This is a genomic window from Mesorhizobium escarrei, from assembly GCF_935825525.1.
GTDB classification, from domain to species: domain Bacteria; phylum Pseudomonadota; class Alphaproteobacteria; order Rhizobiales; family Rhizobiaceae; genus Mesorhizobium; species Mesorhizobium escarrei.
Genome location: NZ_CAKXZT010000157.1, coordinates 126,849 through 140,467, shown reverse-complemented (window position 1 = coordinate 140,467; position 13,619 = coordinate 126,849). Strand labels below are relative to the sequence as shown.

19 protein-coding genes are annotated in these 13,619 nt (G+C 61.6%); 7 read left to right on the top strand and 12 right to left on the bottom strand.

What is annotated here, in order from left to right; genetic code table 11:
- Positions 1 to 4 precede the first annotated feature (4 nt).
- Complete coding sequence (locus NMG80_RS29065; RefSeq protein ID WP_254021281.1) at positions 5 to 358, top strand: tRNA-binding protein; 354 nt, start codon at positions 5 to 7, stop codon at positions 356 to 358.
- Here the strand turns inward: NMG80_RS29065 and NMG80_RS29060 are convergent.
- The 4 genes from NMG80_RS29060 to NMG80_RS29045 all read right to left on the bottom strand — a co-directional run bounded on the left by NMG80_RS29060 (position 350) and on the right by NMG80_RS29045 (position 4,346).
- Positions 350 to 1,429, bottom strand: a complete 1,080-nt coding sequence (locus NMG80_RS29060) for a glycosyltransferase family 4 protein (RefSeq protein ID WP_254021280.1) — start codon at positions 1,427 to 1,429, stop codon at positions 350 to 352. The two genes, NMG80_RS29065 and NMG80_RS29060, sit on opposite strands and share 9 nt — an antisense overlap.
- A 211-nt stretch (positions 1,430 to 1,640) precedes the next feature.
- Positions 1,641 to 3,053, bottom strand: a complete 1,413-nt coding sequence (locus tag NMG80_RS29055; RefSeq protein WP_254021279.1) for an ATP-binding protein — start codon at positions 3,051 to 3,053, stop codon at positions 1,641 to 1,643.
- A gap of 53 nt (positions 3,054 to 3,106) precedes the next feature.
- Positions 3,107 to 3,826: a response regulator gene (locus tag NMG80_RS29050; protein ID WP_254021278.1), complete on the bottom strand. Its 720-nt coding sequence runs from the start codon at positions 3,824 to 3,826 to the stop codon at positions 3,107 to 3,109.
- Complete coding sequence (locus tag NMG80_RS29045; protein ID WP_254021277.1) at positions 3,813 to 4,346, bottom strand: MarR family winged helix-turn-helix transcriptional regulator; 534 nt, start codon at positions 4,344 to 4,346, stop codon at positions 3,813 to 3,815. Before NMG80_RS29045 ends, NMG80_RS29050 begins: the two co-directional genes overlap by 14 nt.
- 243 nt (positions 4,347 to 4,589) lie before the next feature.
- Here NMG80_RS29045 and NMG80_RS29040 point away from each other — a divergent pair, with 243 nt between their 5' ends.
- The 3 genes from NMG80_RS29040 to NMG80_RS29030 all read left to right on the top strand — a co-directional run bounded on the left by NMG80_RS29040 (position 4,590) and on the right by NMG80_RS29030 (position 6,786).
- Positions 4,590 to 5,483, top strand: coding sequence for a branched-chain amino acid aminotransferase (locus tag NMG80_RS29040; RefSeq protein ID WP_254021276.1), 894 nt, complete (start codon positions 4,590 to 4,592; stop codon positions 5,481 to 5,483).
- A 145-nt stretch (positions 5,484 to 5,628) separates the two neighbouring features.
- Entirely contained in the window at positions 5,629 to 5,946 is a 318-nt protein-coding gene (locus NMG80_RS29035; RefSeq protein WP_254021275.1) for a hypothetical protein, read from the top strand.
- Between the two features lie 198 nt (positions 5,947 to 6,144).
- The gene (locus NMG80_RS29030) at positions 6,145 to 6,786 is read left to right on the top strand and encodes an MBL fold metallo-hydrolase (RefSeq protein ID WP_254021274.1); all 642 of its coding nucleotides are present in this window, start codon (positions 6,145 to 6,147) and stop codon (positions 6,784 to 6,786) included.
- A gap of 203 nt (positions 6,787 to 6,989) precedes the next feature.
- On the opposite strand, the gene NMG80_RS29025 is transcribed toward NMG80_RS29030, so the two are convergent.
- The 3 genes from NMG80_RS29025 to NMG80_RS29015 all read right to left on the bottom strand — a co-directional run bounded on the left by NMG80_RS29025 (position 6,990) and on the right by NMG80_RS29015 (position 8,313).
- Complete coding sequence (locus NMG80_RS29025; RefSeq protein ID WP_254021308.1) at positions 6,990 to 7,406, bottom strand: BA14K family protein; 417 nt, start codon at positions 7,404 to 7,406, stop codon at positions 6,990 to 6,992.
- Between the two features lie 232 nt (positions 7,407 to 7,638).
- Complete coding sequence (locus tag NMG80_RS29020; RefSeq protein WP_006202521.1) at positions 7,639 to 7,851, bottom strand: cold-shock protein; 213 nt, start codon at positions 7,849 to 7,851, stop codon at positions 7,639 to 7,641.
- A 249-nt stretch (positions 7,852 to 8,100) separates the two neighbouring features.
- Positions 8,101 to 8,313 carry a cold-shock protein gene (locus tag NMG80_RS29015; RefSeq protein WP_023799871.1) on the bottom strand — a complete coding sequence of 71 codons (213 nt, stop codon included), beginning with the start codon at positions 8,311 to 8,313 and terminating at the stop codon, positions 8,101 to 8,103.
- A 508-nt stretch (positions 8,314 to 8,821) separates the two neighbouring features.
- Here NMG80_RS29015 and NMG80_RS29010 point away from each other — a divergent pair.
- Positions 8,822 to 9,223, top strand: coding sequence for a Kazal-type serine protease inhibitor family protein (locus NMG80_RS29010; protein WP_254021307.1), 402 nt, complete (start codon positions 8,822 to 8,824; stop codon positions 9,221 to 9,223).
- A gap of 131 nt (positions 9,224 to 9,354) precedes the next feature.
- Here the strand turns inward: NMG80_RS29010 and NMG80_RS29005 are convergent, their stop codons facing one another.
- The gene (locus NMG80_RS29005) at positions 9,355 to 9,603 is read right to left on the bottom strand and encodes a hypothetical protein (RefSeq protein ID WP_077379956.1); all 249 of its coding nucleotides are present in this window, start codon (positions 9,601 to 9,603) and stop codon (positions 9,355 to 9,357) included.
- Positions 9,600 to 9,866: a hypothetical protein gene (locus tag NMG80_RS29000; RefSeq protein ID WP_254021273.1), complete on the bottom strand. Its 267-nt coding sequence runs from the start codon at positions 9,864 to 9,866 to the stop codon at positions 9,600 to 9,602. Before NMG80_RS29000 ends, NMG80_RS29005 begins: the two co-directional genes overlap by 4 nt.
- A gap of 374 nt (positions 9,867 to 10,240) precedes the next feature.
- Between NMG80_RS29000 and NMG80_RS28995 the strand changes: the two genes are divergently transcribed.
- Positions 10,241 to 10,435 carry a hypothetical protein gene (locus NMG80_RS28995; protein ID WP_077379952.1) on the top strand — a complete coding sequence of 65 codons (195 nt, stop codon included), beginning with the start codon at positions 10,241 to 10,243 and terminating at the stop codon, positions 10,433 to 10,435.
- Positions 10,436 to 10,630: 195 nt separating this feature from the next.
- Positions 10,631 to 12,265, top strand: a complete 1,635-nt coding sequence (locus NMG80_RS28990) for a tetratricopeptide repeat-containing sulfotransferase family protein (RefSeq protein WP_254021272.1) — start codon at positions 10,631 to 10,633, stop codon at positions 12,263 to 12,265.
- Positions 12,266 to 12,277: 12 nt separating this feature from the next.
- Here the strand turns inward: NMG80_RS28990 and NMG80_RS28985 are convergent, their stop codons facing one another.
- The 3 genes from NMG80_RS28985 to NMG80_RS28975 form a co-directional block, all read right to left on the bottom strand.
- Complete coding sequence (locus NMG80_RS28985) at positions 12,278 to 12,631, bottom strand: DUF1428 domain-containing protein (protein WP_254021271.1); 354 nt, start codon at positions 12,629 to 12,631, stop codon at positions 12,278 to 12,280.
- Between the two features lie 185 nt (positions 12,632 to 12,816).
- The gene (locus NMG80_RS28980; protein ID WP_254021270.1) at positions 12,817 to 13,245 is read right to left on the bottom strand and encodes a VOC family protein; all 429 of its coding nucleotides are present in this window, start codon (positions 13,243 to 13,245) and stop codon (positions 12,817 to 12,819) included.
- Positions 13,246 to 13,416: 171 nt separating this feature from the next.
- On the bottom strand, positions 13,417 to 13,602 hold the full coding sequence (locus NMG80_RS28975; RefSeq protein ID WP_254021269.1) for a hypothetical protein: 186 nt from the start codon (positions 13,600 to 13,602) through the stop codon (positions 13,417 to 13,419).
- Positions 13,603 to 13,619: the final 17 nt, after the last annotated feature.

Sequence of the window (13,619 nt, the reverse complement as noted above, 5' to 3'; positions counted from 1 at the left end):
CTCAATGAGTTCGAAGCGCAAGCCCGAGATCAGCTTCGCCGATTTCGATCGGGTCGACATTCGTGCCGGCACGATCGTCGAGGCCGAGCCGTCTCCGGAGGCGCGCAAGCCGTCGATAAAGCTGAAGATCGATTTCGGCCCTGATATCGGAGTGAAGAAATCGTCGGCGCAGATCACCAAATATTATGCGCCCGAGACGCTGATCGGCCGGCAGGTGTTCGCGGTGGTCAATTTTCCGCCGCGGCAAATCGGCCCCTTCATGTCGGAAGTGCTGACGCTTGGCTTTCCCGACGAGGAGGGTGCGGTCGTGCTTGGCGCGATCGAACGCAGGGTGCCGGACGGTGGCAGGTTATTTTAGCTTCGTCATCCACGGGTCTGCGCGTCGGCTTCGCCCGTGGATGACCAAAGGTGGTGTCAGTTTTCGCTGGGTGCCCAGTGCCTCTCCAACCGTCTCCAGGAACATTTCCGCGCAGGCTTTCCAGCTATAGCGCATTGCCCGTTGGCGCGCCTCGGCGCGGTCGACTTGGAGCGCGGCGAGCGCGGCTTCACGCAAGTCGTTCGACACCGCTCCGCCAACGCCGTCGCCGACAATGTCGATCGGTCCAGTCACCGGATAGGCTGCGACCGGCGTGCCGCTGGCCAGCGCCTCGATGATGACATTGCCGAACGTGTCGGTGCGGCTGGGAAAAACGAAGACGTCGACAGAGGCGTAGATTTCGGCCAGTTCGTCGTTTGGGCGGTGGCCAAGGAAATGGGCATCGGGGTATCTCGCCTTGAGCCTGGCCAACTCCGGTCCCTCGCCGACGACCACCTTGCTGCCGGGCAAATCCAGGTCGAGGAAGGCGGTCAGGTTCTTTTCGATCGCAACGCGGCCGACGCAGAGGAAGATCGGTCGCTCGAGCCCCAGATCCTTTTTCTTGTCCGGCCGGAAATGGTCGGTATCGACGCCGCGCGTCCATGGCCTGAGCTTGGTGAAGCCGCGCGCCGCCAGATCGTCCGCCAGCGATCGGGTGGCGACCAGCGTGCCTTGTCCGGAATTGTGGAAATCGCGAAGCCAGCGATAGGCCCAGGCTTCCGGTATTGGCAGCCGCGCGCTCAGATATTCCGGAAAGCGCGTGTGATAGCTTGTCGTGAACGGCCGGCCCGCCTTGCGGCAATAGCGCCGCGCCATCATGCCGAGCGGGCCTTCGGTGACGATGTGGATATGATCGGCATTGCGCGCTTCGATCAGGCGCGCGACGCGGCCTGGCGTCGTCAGCGCCAGCCGGATGTCGGGATAGGTCGGCAAGGGCAAGGTACGAAAGATGTTCGGGGTCAGGAAGTCCGTCTCGACGTCGAAGGATTTCAGGGTCTCCGAAAGCCGTTCCAGCGTATGGACGACGCCGTTGACTTGCGGGCGCCAGGCGTCGGTGACCATCAGGATGCGCATAGCAGGCCTTTGCTAGAAAGGTCGTCGGTTTCCTTGATGCGAGACCGCGAGGCCGAATCAATCAGGATCACGCGCTTCATGCGCGCTCTTCAGCATGGTTTCATGACGGGCCGATGAAGGCATAGCCGATGGCCGTCTACCTGAGAGCACGATGCGTAGGTTCAAAGTGTTAGAGCGTGCTTTGTGCGTCCAAGGACGCACGTCGCTCTACTCATGCCGGAACCTTGATGACGGCGCGCAAGCCGCCGAGCGGGCTCTTGTCGAGCATGATGTCGCCGCCATGGCTGCGGGCAATGTCGCGTGCGATGGCAAGGCCAAGGCCAGTGCCGCTGGCGTCGAGGTTGCGGGCCTCGTCAAGCCGCACGAAAGGCTTGAACACGTGCTCGCGCTTTTCGGGCGGAATGCCGGGACCGTCGTCGTCGATGGTGACGAGCAGCGAGCCGCGGCCGTGGTTGGCGTTGATCTCAACCGTCTTGGCATAACGGAAGGCGTTGCCGACGACATTCGACAGCAGCCGGGCAAAGGCGTGGGGCCGCACATGCACGTTTGGATCGCCGGCGAGCGCGGTCGACAGTTTGCGCTTGCGCAGCGTGGCCTCCTCGCCGAGCTTGTCGAAATAGGCTTCAAGGTTGAAACGGCCGGCGTCTTCCGTTGCCTCGCCGCGGGCAAAGGCGAGATAGCCTTCCAGCATGGACTGCATGTCGTCAATGTCCTGGCCGAGCGCCTCGGTGTCGGCCTTGGTCCCGGTCAGCGCAAGCTGCAGCTTGAAGCGGGTGAGGATGGTCCTCAAATCGTGACTGACGCCGCTCAGCATGGCGGTGCGCTGTTCGAGCTGGCGTTCGATGCGTTCGCGCATCTGGATAAAGGCAAAGCCGGCGCGGCGAACCTCCTCGGCGCCGCGCGGACGGAAATCGAGCGGCATCGGCCGGCCCTTGCCGAAACTTTCGGCGGCCTCGGCCAGCGTCAGGATCGGCCGGATCTGGTTGCGCAGGAAAGGGATGGCGATCATCAGCAGCACCAGCGAGGTGCCGACCATCCAGATCAGGAAAATGTGCGTGTTCGAGGCATAGGCCTGACTGCGGCGCACGAAGGCGCGCAGCACCTTGCCCTCGAGTTGGACGCGGACCTCGATGATGTTGGAATTGCCGACCGTATCGATCCAGAACGGACGGTTGATCTGATGGGTGATCTCGGACGAGAGAATTTCGTCGAGGATCGAGAAGAACGGCTTTGGACCCGGCGCCGGCAGCGGATCGGGCGGCAGCAAGTCGATCTTCAGCTGCATGCGATCCTGCGCGATGCGGATGATGTTGGCGTAGTCGGCGTCGTTCGGATAGGTTTCCACCAGGTCGACAATCGCCGCAATGTCGCGGACCGTGGCCTGCGACAGGCGCTGCGTCACGGTCTGCCAGTGGCGTTCCATGAAGACAAAGGCAAGGACCGATTGCAGCAGGATCATCGGTGCGATGACGATGATCAGCGAGCGGGCATAGAGCCGCTTCGGCATGTAAAGCGAAACGAGGCGCCAGAACCGTTTCCAGGCAAGCGGCACCGCCTTCAGCGCCCGCCTGGCGCGAGCGCTCAAGCCGCGATCTCCCGACCGTTCCAGTTGTGTGGTCGCCATTCGCCCTTTTTGCTCATCTTGCAGCCACTCAACAAGAGGCTGCGGGCGGCAGTCTATTCCACGCTGAGCCGATACCCAATACCGCGCACGGTCTGCAGCCAGACCGGATTGGACGGATCGCGTTCGATCTTGCGGCGCAGCCTGTTGATCTGGACGTCGATGGTGCGCTCGCCGACTTCGGACTCGTCGCCGACAAGTTCATGACGCGGTATCGTTTCGCCGGCCCGGGCCGCGAAGATCGCCAGGATCTCCTGCTCGCGGTCGGTCAGCTTCAGAGCCTCGCCGCCGCGCTTGAGCTCCCGCCTGGCAATCTGGAACGTGTAAGGGCCGAAGACCAGTTGCTCGACCTTGGGCGTCGTCGCTGGGCCGCCGCGGCGCAGGATGTTGTTGATGCGCAGGATCAATTCGCGGGGATCGAAAGGTTTTGGCAGATAGTCGTCGGCGCCGGCCTCGAGCCCGGTGATCCGGCTGTCGGTCTCGGAGAGCGCGGTAAGCATCAGGATCGGCACGTTCTTGCTTGCCCGCAATGCCTTGGCGAGATCGACGCCGGTTTCGCCCGGCATCATGATATCGAGCACCAGCAGATCGAAATCGAGGCCCGCGAGCTTGCGCCGCGCTTCGCCGGAATTTCCGGCAACGGTGACGCGAAAGCCGTTTTCGGTCAGATATTGTTTGAGAAGATTGCGGATACGGGTATCGTCATCGATCACCAGCAGATGCGGCGCATCGTCGTCCGGTGCTGCCGGTTGATCAACCCTGTCAATGGTCTCCATGGCTTTTCCCTGACGTTTTTGCGGGCACAATGTCGATCTGCGCCCTTAGTTCCGGATTGACCATCGCTTCCAGGAAGCGCTCGATCAAGGCGCGTTCGGTGGCTCCGGAATCTTCCAATGCAGCATGGATGCGGCGTGACTGTGGCCGTGCCAGCGCCAGCGCCAGGGCGCGGCCCTTGGCTGTCGGATAGAGCTCGCGCTGGCGGCGGTCGCGCGGACCCTGCAACTGGACGATGTGGTCGGTGCCGATCAGTTGCTTGAGCACGCGCGCCAGGCTCTGCTTGGTGATCTTCAGCACGTCGAGGAGTTCGGCAACCGTCAGGCCCGGCCTGCGATTGACGAAATGCAGAACCCGGTGATGGGCGCGGCCAAAGCCATAGTCGGACAGGATCTGGTCCGGATCGGAGGTAAAATCGCGATAGGCGAAGAAGAACAGTTCGATGATGGCAAAATCGATGCCGTCCTCGTCGGTGATCGCCGTCCTGATCGGTTTTCCGGCTGGGTGGCTGCGATCCGTCATCATTTCTCCGTGCGAAAGGGAAATTATGTCAGTACTATTGACGTAATTTCCCGGCAATGATAATTTTTGACAAGCTTTTCGGCGGATTGCGAACGAAAAGGCAAAGGGAAGCCGTTTTTCCGGAACTTCCTGAGTTTGCCAGACCTTATATATCCGCCTACGCTTTGAGATACCGGCCGCCCGGTGCGGCTGACAAGAAACGCGCAACGATAATGTGCGGGCGGCCGCCCGCGGGAGGTTACCATGGCATCCGTTCCCTTTGACCAAATGGACGGCTTTATCTGGATGAACGGCGAGTTCGTCCAATGGGCCGACGCCAAGATCCACGTGCTGACCCATGGCCTGCACTACGCCAGCGCGGTGTTCGAGGGCGAACGCGCCTATGGCGGCGAGATTTTCAAGCTGACCGACCACAGCGAGCGCCTGCACGAATCGGCACGCCTGCTCGGCTTCAAGATTCCCTATTCGGTTGCCGAGATCGACGACGCATGCCGCACGCTGTTGAAGAAGCAGGGTTTTCAGGATGCCTATGTCCGGCCGATCGCCTGGCGCGGCAGCGAACAAATGGGTGTTTCGGCGCAAAACAGCCGGATCAACTGCGCCATCGCCATCTGGCAGTGGCCGAGCTATTTCGATCCGGCACAGAAGCTGAAGGGCATCCGTCTCGACCTGGCCGAATGGCGCCGCCCCGATCCGCGCACCGCGCCGTCGAAATCGAAGGCTGCCGGCCTCTACATGATCTGCACCATGTCCAAGCATGCCGCTGAAGCCAAGGGCTATGCCGACGCCATGATGCTCGACTGGCGCGGCCAGGTTGCGGAAGCGACCGGCGCCAACATCTTCTTCGTCAAGGACGGCAAGATCCACACACCCACCCCCGATTGCTTCCTCGACGGCATCACCCGCCGTACGGTGATCGGCCTTGCCAAGGATCGCGGCTTCGAGCTGATCGAGCGCACCATCATGCCGGAAGAGCTCGAAGGCTTTCAGCAGTGCTTCCTCACTGGAACGGCGGCCGAGGTGACGCCCGTTTCTGAGATCGGTCCATACCGATTCGAGGTGGGCGAAATCGCCAAGACTCTGATGAACGACTATTCTGCAGCCGTTCAGCCCAAGCAGGCGATTGCTGCAGAATAACGAAAGTCACAGCTTTTTTTATAAGTAGGGTCGGTTTTCTGGCCGCCCCTTTTATTTAAGCGCTTCTGCATTTGACTTTGGTCCAATTCGGCGTCTCATGATGCTGTCGGCCCGGGAGGCTGGCGGCTATGGAGGGACTGGTAGAATGGACATGAACACGCTTCTTCAGATCATTGTTCAGGTGATTGCGGGTGTCATCGGTGGCCAGGCGGTGGGCGCGGCGCTCAAGACAGCGGCAATGGGGCAGCTTACCAAAATCCTGGGCGGCGCCCTCGGCGGCGTCGGCGGTGCGGCCATCCTCGGCAGCCTGCTCGGCGGTGGCACGATCGATCCGGCGGCGGCCGCGGCGGCAACGGGCGGATTGGGCAGCGCGCTGAATGTGGAGAACATCGTCGGCGGCGCCGGTGGTGGCGCCATTCTGACGGCCATCATCGGCGCGGTCATGAATGCGACGAAGAAGTAAGCCTAAAGCGCGTCGCGTTCGACCGACCTCACGCGACGCGCTTTAGGTTGTTGTTTATGCATGTCGTTATCGCAAATTTTTACATGGGCGGCTTCGGCCGCCCATTTCTTTGTTTGTTGCGTTGTCGCGACAGCCGGATGCGGTGGACGACGTTCGCGTGTGTCTCTAAATCAGAAGCGACACAGCGAAAGGACGATCATGGGTCAGCTCAACGCCGGCATCGTGCCGGTCACGGCCTTCCAGCAAAACTGCACCATCCTCTTCGACATGGACGACAGACAGGGCGTCGTCGTCGATCCCGGCGGCGACATCGACAAGGTGCTGGCAGTGCTCAAGGACAATGCGATCAATGCCGGCGCGATCTGGATCACGCATGGTCACATCGACCACGCCGGCGGCGCCATGGAACTGAAGGAGGCGCTCGGCATCGAGATCATCGGTCCGCATGAGGCCGACCGCCCGTTGCTAGCCAATCTCGAGAAGCAGGCGAAACACTACGGCATCACCGATCCGGTGCGCAACTGCGTGCCCGACCGCTTTCTCAGCGAAGGCGATACCGTCTCGTTCGGCCAGCACGCGTTCGAAGTCTTTCATTGCCCCGGCCACGCGCCCGGCCATGTCGTCTACTACAATCGTGCTGCGAAGTTCGCCCATGTCGGCGACGTGTTGTTCCGCGGCTCGGTCGGGCGCACCGACCTGCCGGGCGGCGACCACGCCACCCTGATCGCCTCGATCAAGGACAAGCTTCTGCCGCTCGGCGACGACATCGGCTTCATCTGCGGCCATGGGCCCGGCGGCCGCTTCGGCGAGGAGCGCCGGAGCAATCCATTCCTGATTTAATGCATGTCGCGCAAAAGCACGCCCTCGGGGTTGAACCGAGGGTGTGCAGCGGTTTTGCGATACGACATGCATAAAACAACAACTTAGAACGCGTCGTGGCTGAGGAGCCTCACGCGAGGCGCATCGGTCTCTTGCCTTAAAGACGCCGACAACAAAAAAGCACTGGCCTTGCCGACAGCGCTTTTTTTGGGGGCAGGGGCGCCTCAGTTCGCGGTGCAGAAATGCTGTTCGCCGTCATAGCCGGTGAACGTGCCGGTGCGGGCGTTGAAAGAGCGATAGCGATCCGAACAATATTCATACCAGCCGCGGGTCCATGGCTCGGCATAGCCGTCATTGTAGACGACCTGCGGTTCCGCGTAGTAGCGGCGCACCGGGGCGGGCCGTGGATAACGACCGTAATCGTCATAGCCGGGGTCGTAATAGCTGGGCTGCGGGTTGTTGAGCGCACCAACGATCAGGGCGCCGGCCGCGAGGCCAAGAACGCCTGCCGCGATCGCATCGCCATTACCACGATGGTGGTGCCGGTGGCGCCAGTCACCAGCGCTGGCCGCCGGCAAGGTCGCGAGCGTGGTTGCAACGATCGCGGCGGACAGGACGGCGGTCTTGAAAATTCGGTTCATCTCGATCTCCTTCATGCCGGCCCGGGTAATCTGCGGCCCGGGTAATCTGGGGGATGCGGTCCGGCTTTACCGAAGATTAGTATGCGACCGTGGCTGAACAGGGGCTGAACGAAGTTGGCCGGCTGGGACCAGTCGATTCATCGATCAGGCATGACGCAAGGCACAAATATCGTACGCTCAACAACGAGCGGAGCTGCGCCAGCGGACCGTCCGACGCTGTCTCGAACTCGGCTCAGCCGATCGACAGGTTGACGGCTTTCGGACCCTTGCCGCGCTTGTCCGGCTCGGTGTCGAATGTTACCTTCTGCCCATCCTCAAGACCGGGAAGACCCGACGCCTGCACGGCCGAAATATGGACGAAGACATCCTTCGCGCCATCATCCGGCGTGATGAAGCCGAAGCCTTTGGCATGATTGAAGAATTTGACGGTGCCGGTCTGCGGCATGGGAAGCTCCTTTGATCCCATCAAGTCCAGTCTCGGGCCGGCAAATGCCCGAGTGGAAATTTGTCGTTTATTTTAGCGTCATCGGCAAGAGAAAGTTTTGCGAGCCTTGGCTTGCCGCCTGCCACGAAAAAGGCGCGACGAAAACCGCCGCGCCTTCGAAAACTCGGGTCCGGCGCTGAAGCCGGTTCAAGGCCTTTGGAGGGGCTCGGGCTCATTCCTGGCACGCCCGGGTGGACGTGCGCCGACGGTTCAGTCCGCGCGGAGATTGACCGCCTTCGGCCCCTTGCCCATGCGGTCGGGCTCGACATCGAACGTGACCTTCTGGCCATCAACGAGCGTGCGCAGGCCCGAAGCCTCGATCGCGGAGATGTGGACGAACACATCCTTGGCGCCGTCATCTGGCGTGATGAAGCCGAAGCCTTTGGTAGCGTTGAAGAATTTAACGGTGCCGGTCTGGGCCATTGGGGAAACTCCTTCACCCGTGTCAGTCTTTGTGGTTTGCCCGCCGCCTGACGCCGTGGGCAAGTCCCGGTGGTTGCTTCGGCAGTCATGCATTGGCGCATGGTTAGAACCCCCGCCGAAAAACGGGGCCGTCAGAGATTCACAGTATCGGGGAAAGGTCGTCCAAAACGTTCCGCTCTCCGGGTCGCAAATGCCCGAACACAAAATTTATCGCACGGAAACGTGATGGTTGCAAGGTAGCGCCACCGGGCGCATCCGCACGCATGGCATCGACAAAGCGGGGCCGGTCATCGGCCATAGCAGCGGCCGCGCATGGCCAGTCGGCCAGGAGCCTGCAAACAGGGGTTGCATTCGGCGGGTGGAATGGCGAGGATTGGCTTGGAATGGGGCGCATTTTGCATTTTTAGCGCATGCCGTTATCCCAAGCGGCTTCGCACCCTCGGGTCAGGCCCGGTGGGCATGCTTTTGGGCGATATGCATTGGAGCGGGGCTCGAGGGAGGTCAGATGATGAAACTTCTTGCGGCAATCTTTTCGCGACAGGGTTTTGCCATCCTGTTGCTGTCGGCAGTTCTTGCAGCCTGCACCGCGGTGGTGGTGGAGGAGGACCGACCGGGGTACCGCCCGCCTCGGCCCGAGCCGCAATTTTGCACCAGACAATATGATCCGGTCTGCGCCCGGCGCGGTGGCGACCGCCAGACCTTCGCCAACGCCTGCCTTGCCGAGCGGGCCGGGTACCGCATTATCAGCGGCGGCCAGTGCCGCGACGGTGGCGGTGATGGCGAGCAGACATTCTGCACGCGCGAATACCGCCCGGTCTGCGCCCGCCGCGGTGGCGAGTTGCGCACCTTTCCCAACGCCTGCGAGGCTCGCGCGGCCGACTATCGCATCGTCGACGACCGTCCCTGCTGAGAGGCTGGTTTCCTCCCCGTCTCCGGGCGGGGAGTGGGCGGGGAGGTCCATCTATGTCCACGGTGCCTCTTGCTAGGCTGGCAGCCTCGCCTTGCGGCAGGCGATGAACTCGGTCGTGGGAGCCTAGGCGGCTAGCTGTTTGGATCGTCGGCGACTTCGAGGTTGTCTTCCGTGGTGACCCGCTCATGGGTCTCCTCGTCGCTGCGGATGCGGTATTGCGGCGAGCCGTCCTTGACCGGCAGCTTGCTTTTGATCTGGAACAGCTCGGCGGTCTTCTGAACAAGGCCGGTGCGGCTCTTCATGCGAACGGTCTGGCCGATCGCAAAGAGATGCGCGGGCGTGTCGGTGCGCGGGCGCGCGTTCTGCTGGAAGCGGATCATGCGGCATTCTCCTGGTCGCGCCTCAACGCGGTTTCGAGTTCGGCGAAGTCGATGGCGACCAATTGGCTGGTCTGGCTTTTCACCGTCCTTGCCGGCAGATGGATGAAGGTGGCGACACGGCGCCAGGCAAGCCATGACATGCCGTCGATAAGCTCCTCATCGTGATCGATGTCGTAGTCGCCGGCCGGCAATTGGCTTTCCAGGCCGCCAATCATGAAGGGTGCCTCGAAATGCGCGATGGAATGGGTAGTTCGGCCAGACATTCTCGTGCCTCGAAGTGTCGTCCCGGCTTGGATCCGATAAGGTGGTGCCCGCTTCGCGGCACCGGGACTTAAGGGTCGTGCGTCCCTGTTCGGCAATTTGGGTATCGGCGATCTGGAATGAGTTTGGCGGGTCGAGAACTTCTGACGCCGCGAGATGCCAAGCTTGGCCCAAAAAACGATCTCAATTCATTAATCCAAAATTGCGGTTTATTCAAGAAGATTCCCGCCTGGTGCCGATCTTTTGGTAAAATTACTTTTCTAGGGCTAATTATAAAATGGTGATACGGTCCAGACACTTCACAAGAATTGTTTTCGCTTGTGCCGGAAAAGTTCGTCCCGGCACTGGTTCTTATTTAGATCTGAAAGGAATAGCCATGGTTTCCGTGAAAACACCTGATGGTTCGGCGGTAACAATCAAGCCGATTGTCAAGCAGGTCGCTGGGCCTGCGAAAGTCATGTCGGCACGGCTGACGATACGAAGTGACGAGGCAGCAAGGCGCAAGATCGCCGATACCGACGGCACGCTGCGGCGGGCCAGACAGGTTGCGGAGACCAACCGCTTGATCTGAGCTGGCCAGGCCATGAACCCAGGATTTCCGGTAAGCTGGCCTGCGAACCCTTGAACCTGCCGCGCCGATGGCCTAGATCGCGGCAGGCGGACAAAACACGGCAGGTTTCCCATCAACAGAGATCCGAGAAGACCGGCAGGCGCGGGCGGCAATTTCGGCTCAGGCGGACAGCCGCCGCTGGGGCTCGACCAGCGCGTGCAGCAGGCACTGCAATTGCATCAGGCGGGGCGCCGGCAGGAAGCCGAGATGCTCTACCGGCAGGTGCTGGCGCAAAAGGCCAATCATGCGGCGGCAGCACATTTCCTCGGTTTGCTGCTGCATCAGACCGGGCGCAGCGCCGAAGGGCTTGATCTCCTCGAACAGTCGGTGCGCCTGCAGCCCAAGAATCCAGATTTCCTCAACAATCTCGGCACGGTGATGCGCGACCTCGGCCGTGTCGGTGCAGCCGTCGATTTTTTCCGTGGCGCGGTGGCAATCCGGCCGGACCAACTCGCGGCGCGCGACAATCTCGGCTCATCGCTGAAGCAACTCGGCCAGTTCGAGGGCGCGGAGGAGATTTATCGCGGCACCATCGGTCGCAACCCGTTCCATGTCCGCGCCCGCATCGGGCTTGCCGAAACGCTGCAGGAGGCTGGGCGGCTGGAGGAGGCGCTTGCCGTCTTCCGCGAAGCATTGGCAATTCGGCCGAAGGACGCCGACCTGCTGCACGGTCTGGGCGTCGGGCTGATGGAGAAGGGCAGCCTCGCAGAGGCGGCGGAGCATTTCCGGCACGCGCTGGCGGTCGATCCCGGCATGGCCAGGGCCTGGCTGATGCTCACCCAGGTCAAGCGCCAGCAGGAGCGCGACGCCGAGCTTGCCGGGATGGAGGCGCAGCACGCCAAGGCCCCGGAAGGCAGCCTGGCGCGCATGCAGCTTTCCTTCGGCCTCGGCAAGGCCAATGACGATCTGAAGGATTATGGCCGTGCCTTCGATTATTTCTCCGAAGGCAATACCATCCGCCGCACGGGTATCGACTATGATGCGGGCAAGACACGCGCCGAATTCGAGGCGATGAAGGCGGTGTTCGACAAGACCTTCTTCGAAAAACACAGACCGAGCGGGATTGTCGACGACACGCCGATCTTCGTCGTCGGCATGCCGCGCTCCGGCACCACGCTGGTCGAGCAGATCATCGCCAGTCATCCGCAAGTCTTTGGCGCGGGCGAGCTCGGCATATTGAAGACGGCGGTGGGAAAACAGTTTCCGCCGGGCATGAAGGGCGGTTTCCCCAGCGGGATCGCCGACCTGCCCGACAAGGCGTTTGCCGAGGCGGGCCAGGCCTATCTAGACCTGCTGCACGCCCGCTATCCGGGTTTCCGGCATGTCACCGACAAGATGCCCGGCAACTTCCTTTTGATCGGCTTCATCCATCTGATGCTGCCCAAGGCCAGAATCATCCATTGCGCGCGCGACGCGGCGGCGACGTGCCTGTCGATCTACAAGGTGCATTTCCGCGGCGACAGCCACCGCTACGGCTACGACCTCGGCGAGCTCGCCGATTTCCACAATCTCTACACCGACATCATGGCGCATTGGCGCACCGTTCTGCCTGATGTCGTGCATGATGTGCGCTACGAGGATTTCGTCGCCGACCAGGAAGGACAGACACGGGCGCTGATCGCTTATCTCGGCCTGCCATGGGACGATGCGGTGCTGTCGTTCCACGAGACCGACCGGCCGGTGCGCACGGCGTCGGCGGCGCAGGTGCGCCAGCCAATGTACCAAGGCTCGGTCGATCTGTGGAAACGATATGGCGACCGGCTCAAGCCGCTGCTCGACCGGCTAGCTTAATACGTTGCGGGCCTACAGCTCGACGAAGGGCTGAAAGCCGCCGAAGATCATGCGCTTGCCGTCGAACGGCATCTCCGAAGAGTCGGATTTCAGGCGTGGGTCGGCCATCACCTTGGCCATGACCGCATCGCGGCTCTGCCGCGATTCATAGACGGCCCATGAGAAGACGACGACTTCGTCGTCCTTGGCCTGCACGGCGCGCGGGAACGAGGTGACCTCGCCATAGGGCACGTCGTCGCCTATGCATTCGACAAAGGCGAGCGCACCATGCTCCTTCCAGACGGCGCCGGCTGCTTCTGCCAGCTCCTTGTAGGCGTCGAGATTTGCCTTTGGCACGGCAAGTACGAAACCATCGACATAGGACATTTTGTTTCTCCTTGGGTTGGATTTTTCCTTCTCCCCTTCTTGTGGGAGAAGGTGGATTGGCGCGCAGCGCCAAGACGGTTGAGGGGTGTTGGACGGAGTGCCGTCGGTGCCAAGCTGGAACACCCCTCATCCGACCGCGCTTCGCGCGGCCACCTTCTCCCACAGGGGGAGAAGGACAGAAGGCGCTAGGCGGCCTTCACGGGCGCGTTCATTGCCCACTCGACACCGAACGGATCGCGCATGTTACCCCAGCGATCACCCCAGAACATCACTTGCAACGGCATCACTTCCTGGCAACCGGCATCGATGGCGCGCTGCCACCAGGCGTCGATGTCGTCGCTGCCGAGATGCAGCTGCATGGTGAAGCCCTGCGGCTTCACCGGGGCCATTCCGTGCTCGGGATAGAAGTCGGAAATCATCAGCGTCGAACCGTTGATGTGGAGATGGATGTGCATCGTCCGGCCCTGCTCGTCCGGCGGGTAGAAGAAGACCTGCTCGGCGCCGAAGGCCTTCTGATAGAATTCCGAAGCCTTGAAGGCGCCGTCCAGCTGAAGGTAGGGCGTCAATCCGCCGAGGACTTTCGCTTTAGGCTGGGTTTGGGGCTGGTCGTTCATCTTTTTGCTCCTCTCTGCGTTTGGTTTGACCTTGCGACCACAGGACGAATGAAGCGGCGGCGATCCTACACGTCAGATGCATTTTTTTAATGCCGAGACCAGACCCTGGGCGACGCGCAACGCTTATGACGGCGCCGCTGCGGCCGGTTGGTCTCTTCATCTTGCCTCGGATCATCTTGCCTCAGACAAGGAGATTGCAATCCGGCGGCTGTTTTGCGCGTCGACGACGATCTGCGGCCAGCCGATGTCCTTGCGCAGTTCGATCGGCAATGAAAGCAGGGCGCGCTCGCTGCAGTAACGGGCGCGAGCCGCCGAGTAGCGGGCCGCTATGCGACCAACAGACGACAGAATGGACATGATGCTCTCTCCTCGAT

Bases quoted from the DNA above. Each gene is read 5' to 3' on its own strand.
- NMG80_RS29065 (WP_254021281.1), top strand. From the start codon at position 5: ATGAGTTCGAAGCGCAAGCCCGAGATCAGCTTCGCCGATTTCGATCGG.
- NMG80_RS29060 (WP_254021280.1), bottom strand. From the start codon at position 1,429: ATGCGCATCCTGATGGTCACCGACGCCTGGCGCCCGCAAGTCAACGGC.
- NMG80_RS29055 (WP_254021279.1), bottom strand. From the start codon at position 3,053: ATGGCGACCACACAACTGGAACGGTCGGGAGATCGCGGCTTGAGCGCT.
- NMG80_RS29050 (WP_254021278.1), bottom strand. From the start codon at position 3,826: ATGGAGACCATTGACAGGGTTGATCAACCGGCAGCACCGGACGACGAT.
- NMG80_RS29045 (WP_254021277.1), bottom strand. From the start codon at position 4,346: ATGACGGATCGCAGCCACCCAGCCGGAAAACCGATCAGGACGGCGATC.
- NMG80_RS29040 (WP_254021276.1), top strand. From the start codon at position 4,590: ATGGCATCCGTTCCCTTTGACCAAATGGACGGCTTTATCTGGATGAAC.
- NMG80_RS29035 (WP_254021275.1), top strand. From the start codon at position 5,629: ATGGACATGAACACGCTTCTTCAGATCATTGTTCAGGTGATTGCGGGT.
- NMG80_RS29030 (WP_254021274.1), top strand. From the start codon at position 6,145: ATGGGTCAGCTCAACGCCGGCATCGTGCCGGTCACGGCCTTCCAGCAA.
- NMG80_RS29025 (WP_254021308.1), bottom strand. From the start codon at position 7,406: ATGAACCGAATTTTCAAGACCGCCGTCCTGTCCGCCGCGATCGTTGCA.
- NMG80_RS29020 (WP_006202521.1), bottom strand. From the start codon at position 7,851: ATGCCGCAGACCGGCACCGTCAAATTCTTCAATCATGCCAAAGGCTTC.
- NMG80_RS29015 (WP_023799871.1), bottom strand. From the start codon at position 8,313: ATGGCCCAGACCGGCACCGTTAAATTCTTCAACGCTACCAAAGGCTTC.
- NMG80_RS29010 (WP_254021307.1), top strand. From the start codon at position 8,822: ATGAAACTTCTTGCGGCAATCTTTTCGCGACAGGGTTTTGCCATCCTG.
- NMG80_RS29005 (WP_077379956.1), bottom strand. From the start codon at position 9,603: ATGATCCGCTTCCAGCAGAACGCGCGCCCGCGCACCGACACGCCCGCG.
- NMG80_RS29000 (WP_254021273.1), bottom strand. From the start codon at position 9,866: ATGTCTGGCCGAACTACCCATTCCATCGCGCATTTCGAGGCACCCTTC.
- NMG80_RS28995 (WP_077379952.1), top strand. From the start codon at position 10,241: ATGGTTTCCGTGAAAACACCTGATGGTTCGGCGGTAACAATCAAGCCG.
- NMG80_RS28985 (WP_254021271.1), bottom strand. From the start codon at position 12,631: ATGTCCTATGTCGATGGTTTCGTACTTGCCGTGCCAAAGGCAAATCTC.
- NMG80_RS28980 (WP_254021270.1), bottom strand. From the start codon at position 13,245: ATGAACGACCAGCCCCAAACCCAGCCTAAAGCGAAAGTCCTCGGCGGA.
- NMG80_RS28975 (WP_254021269.1), bottom strand. From the start codon at position 13,602: ATGTCCATTCTGTCGTCTGTTGGTCGCATAGCGGCCCGCTACTCGGCG.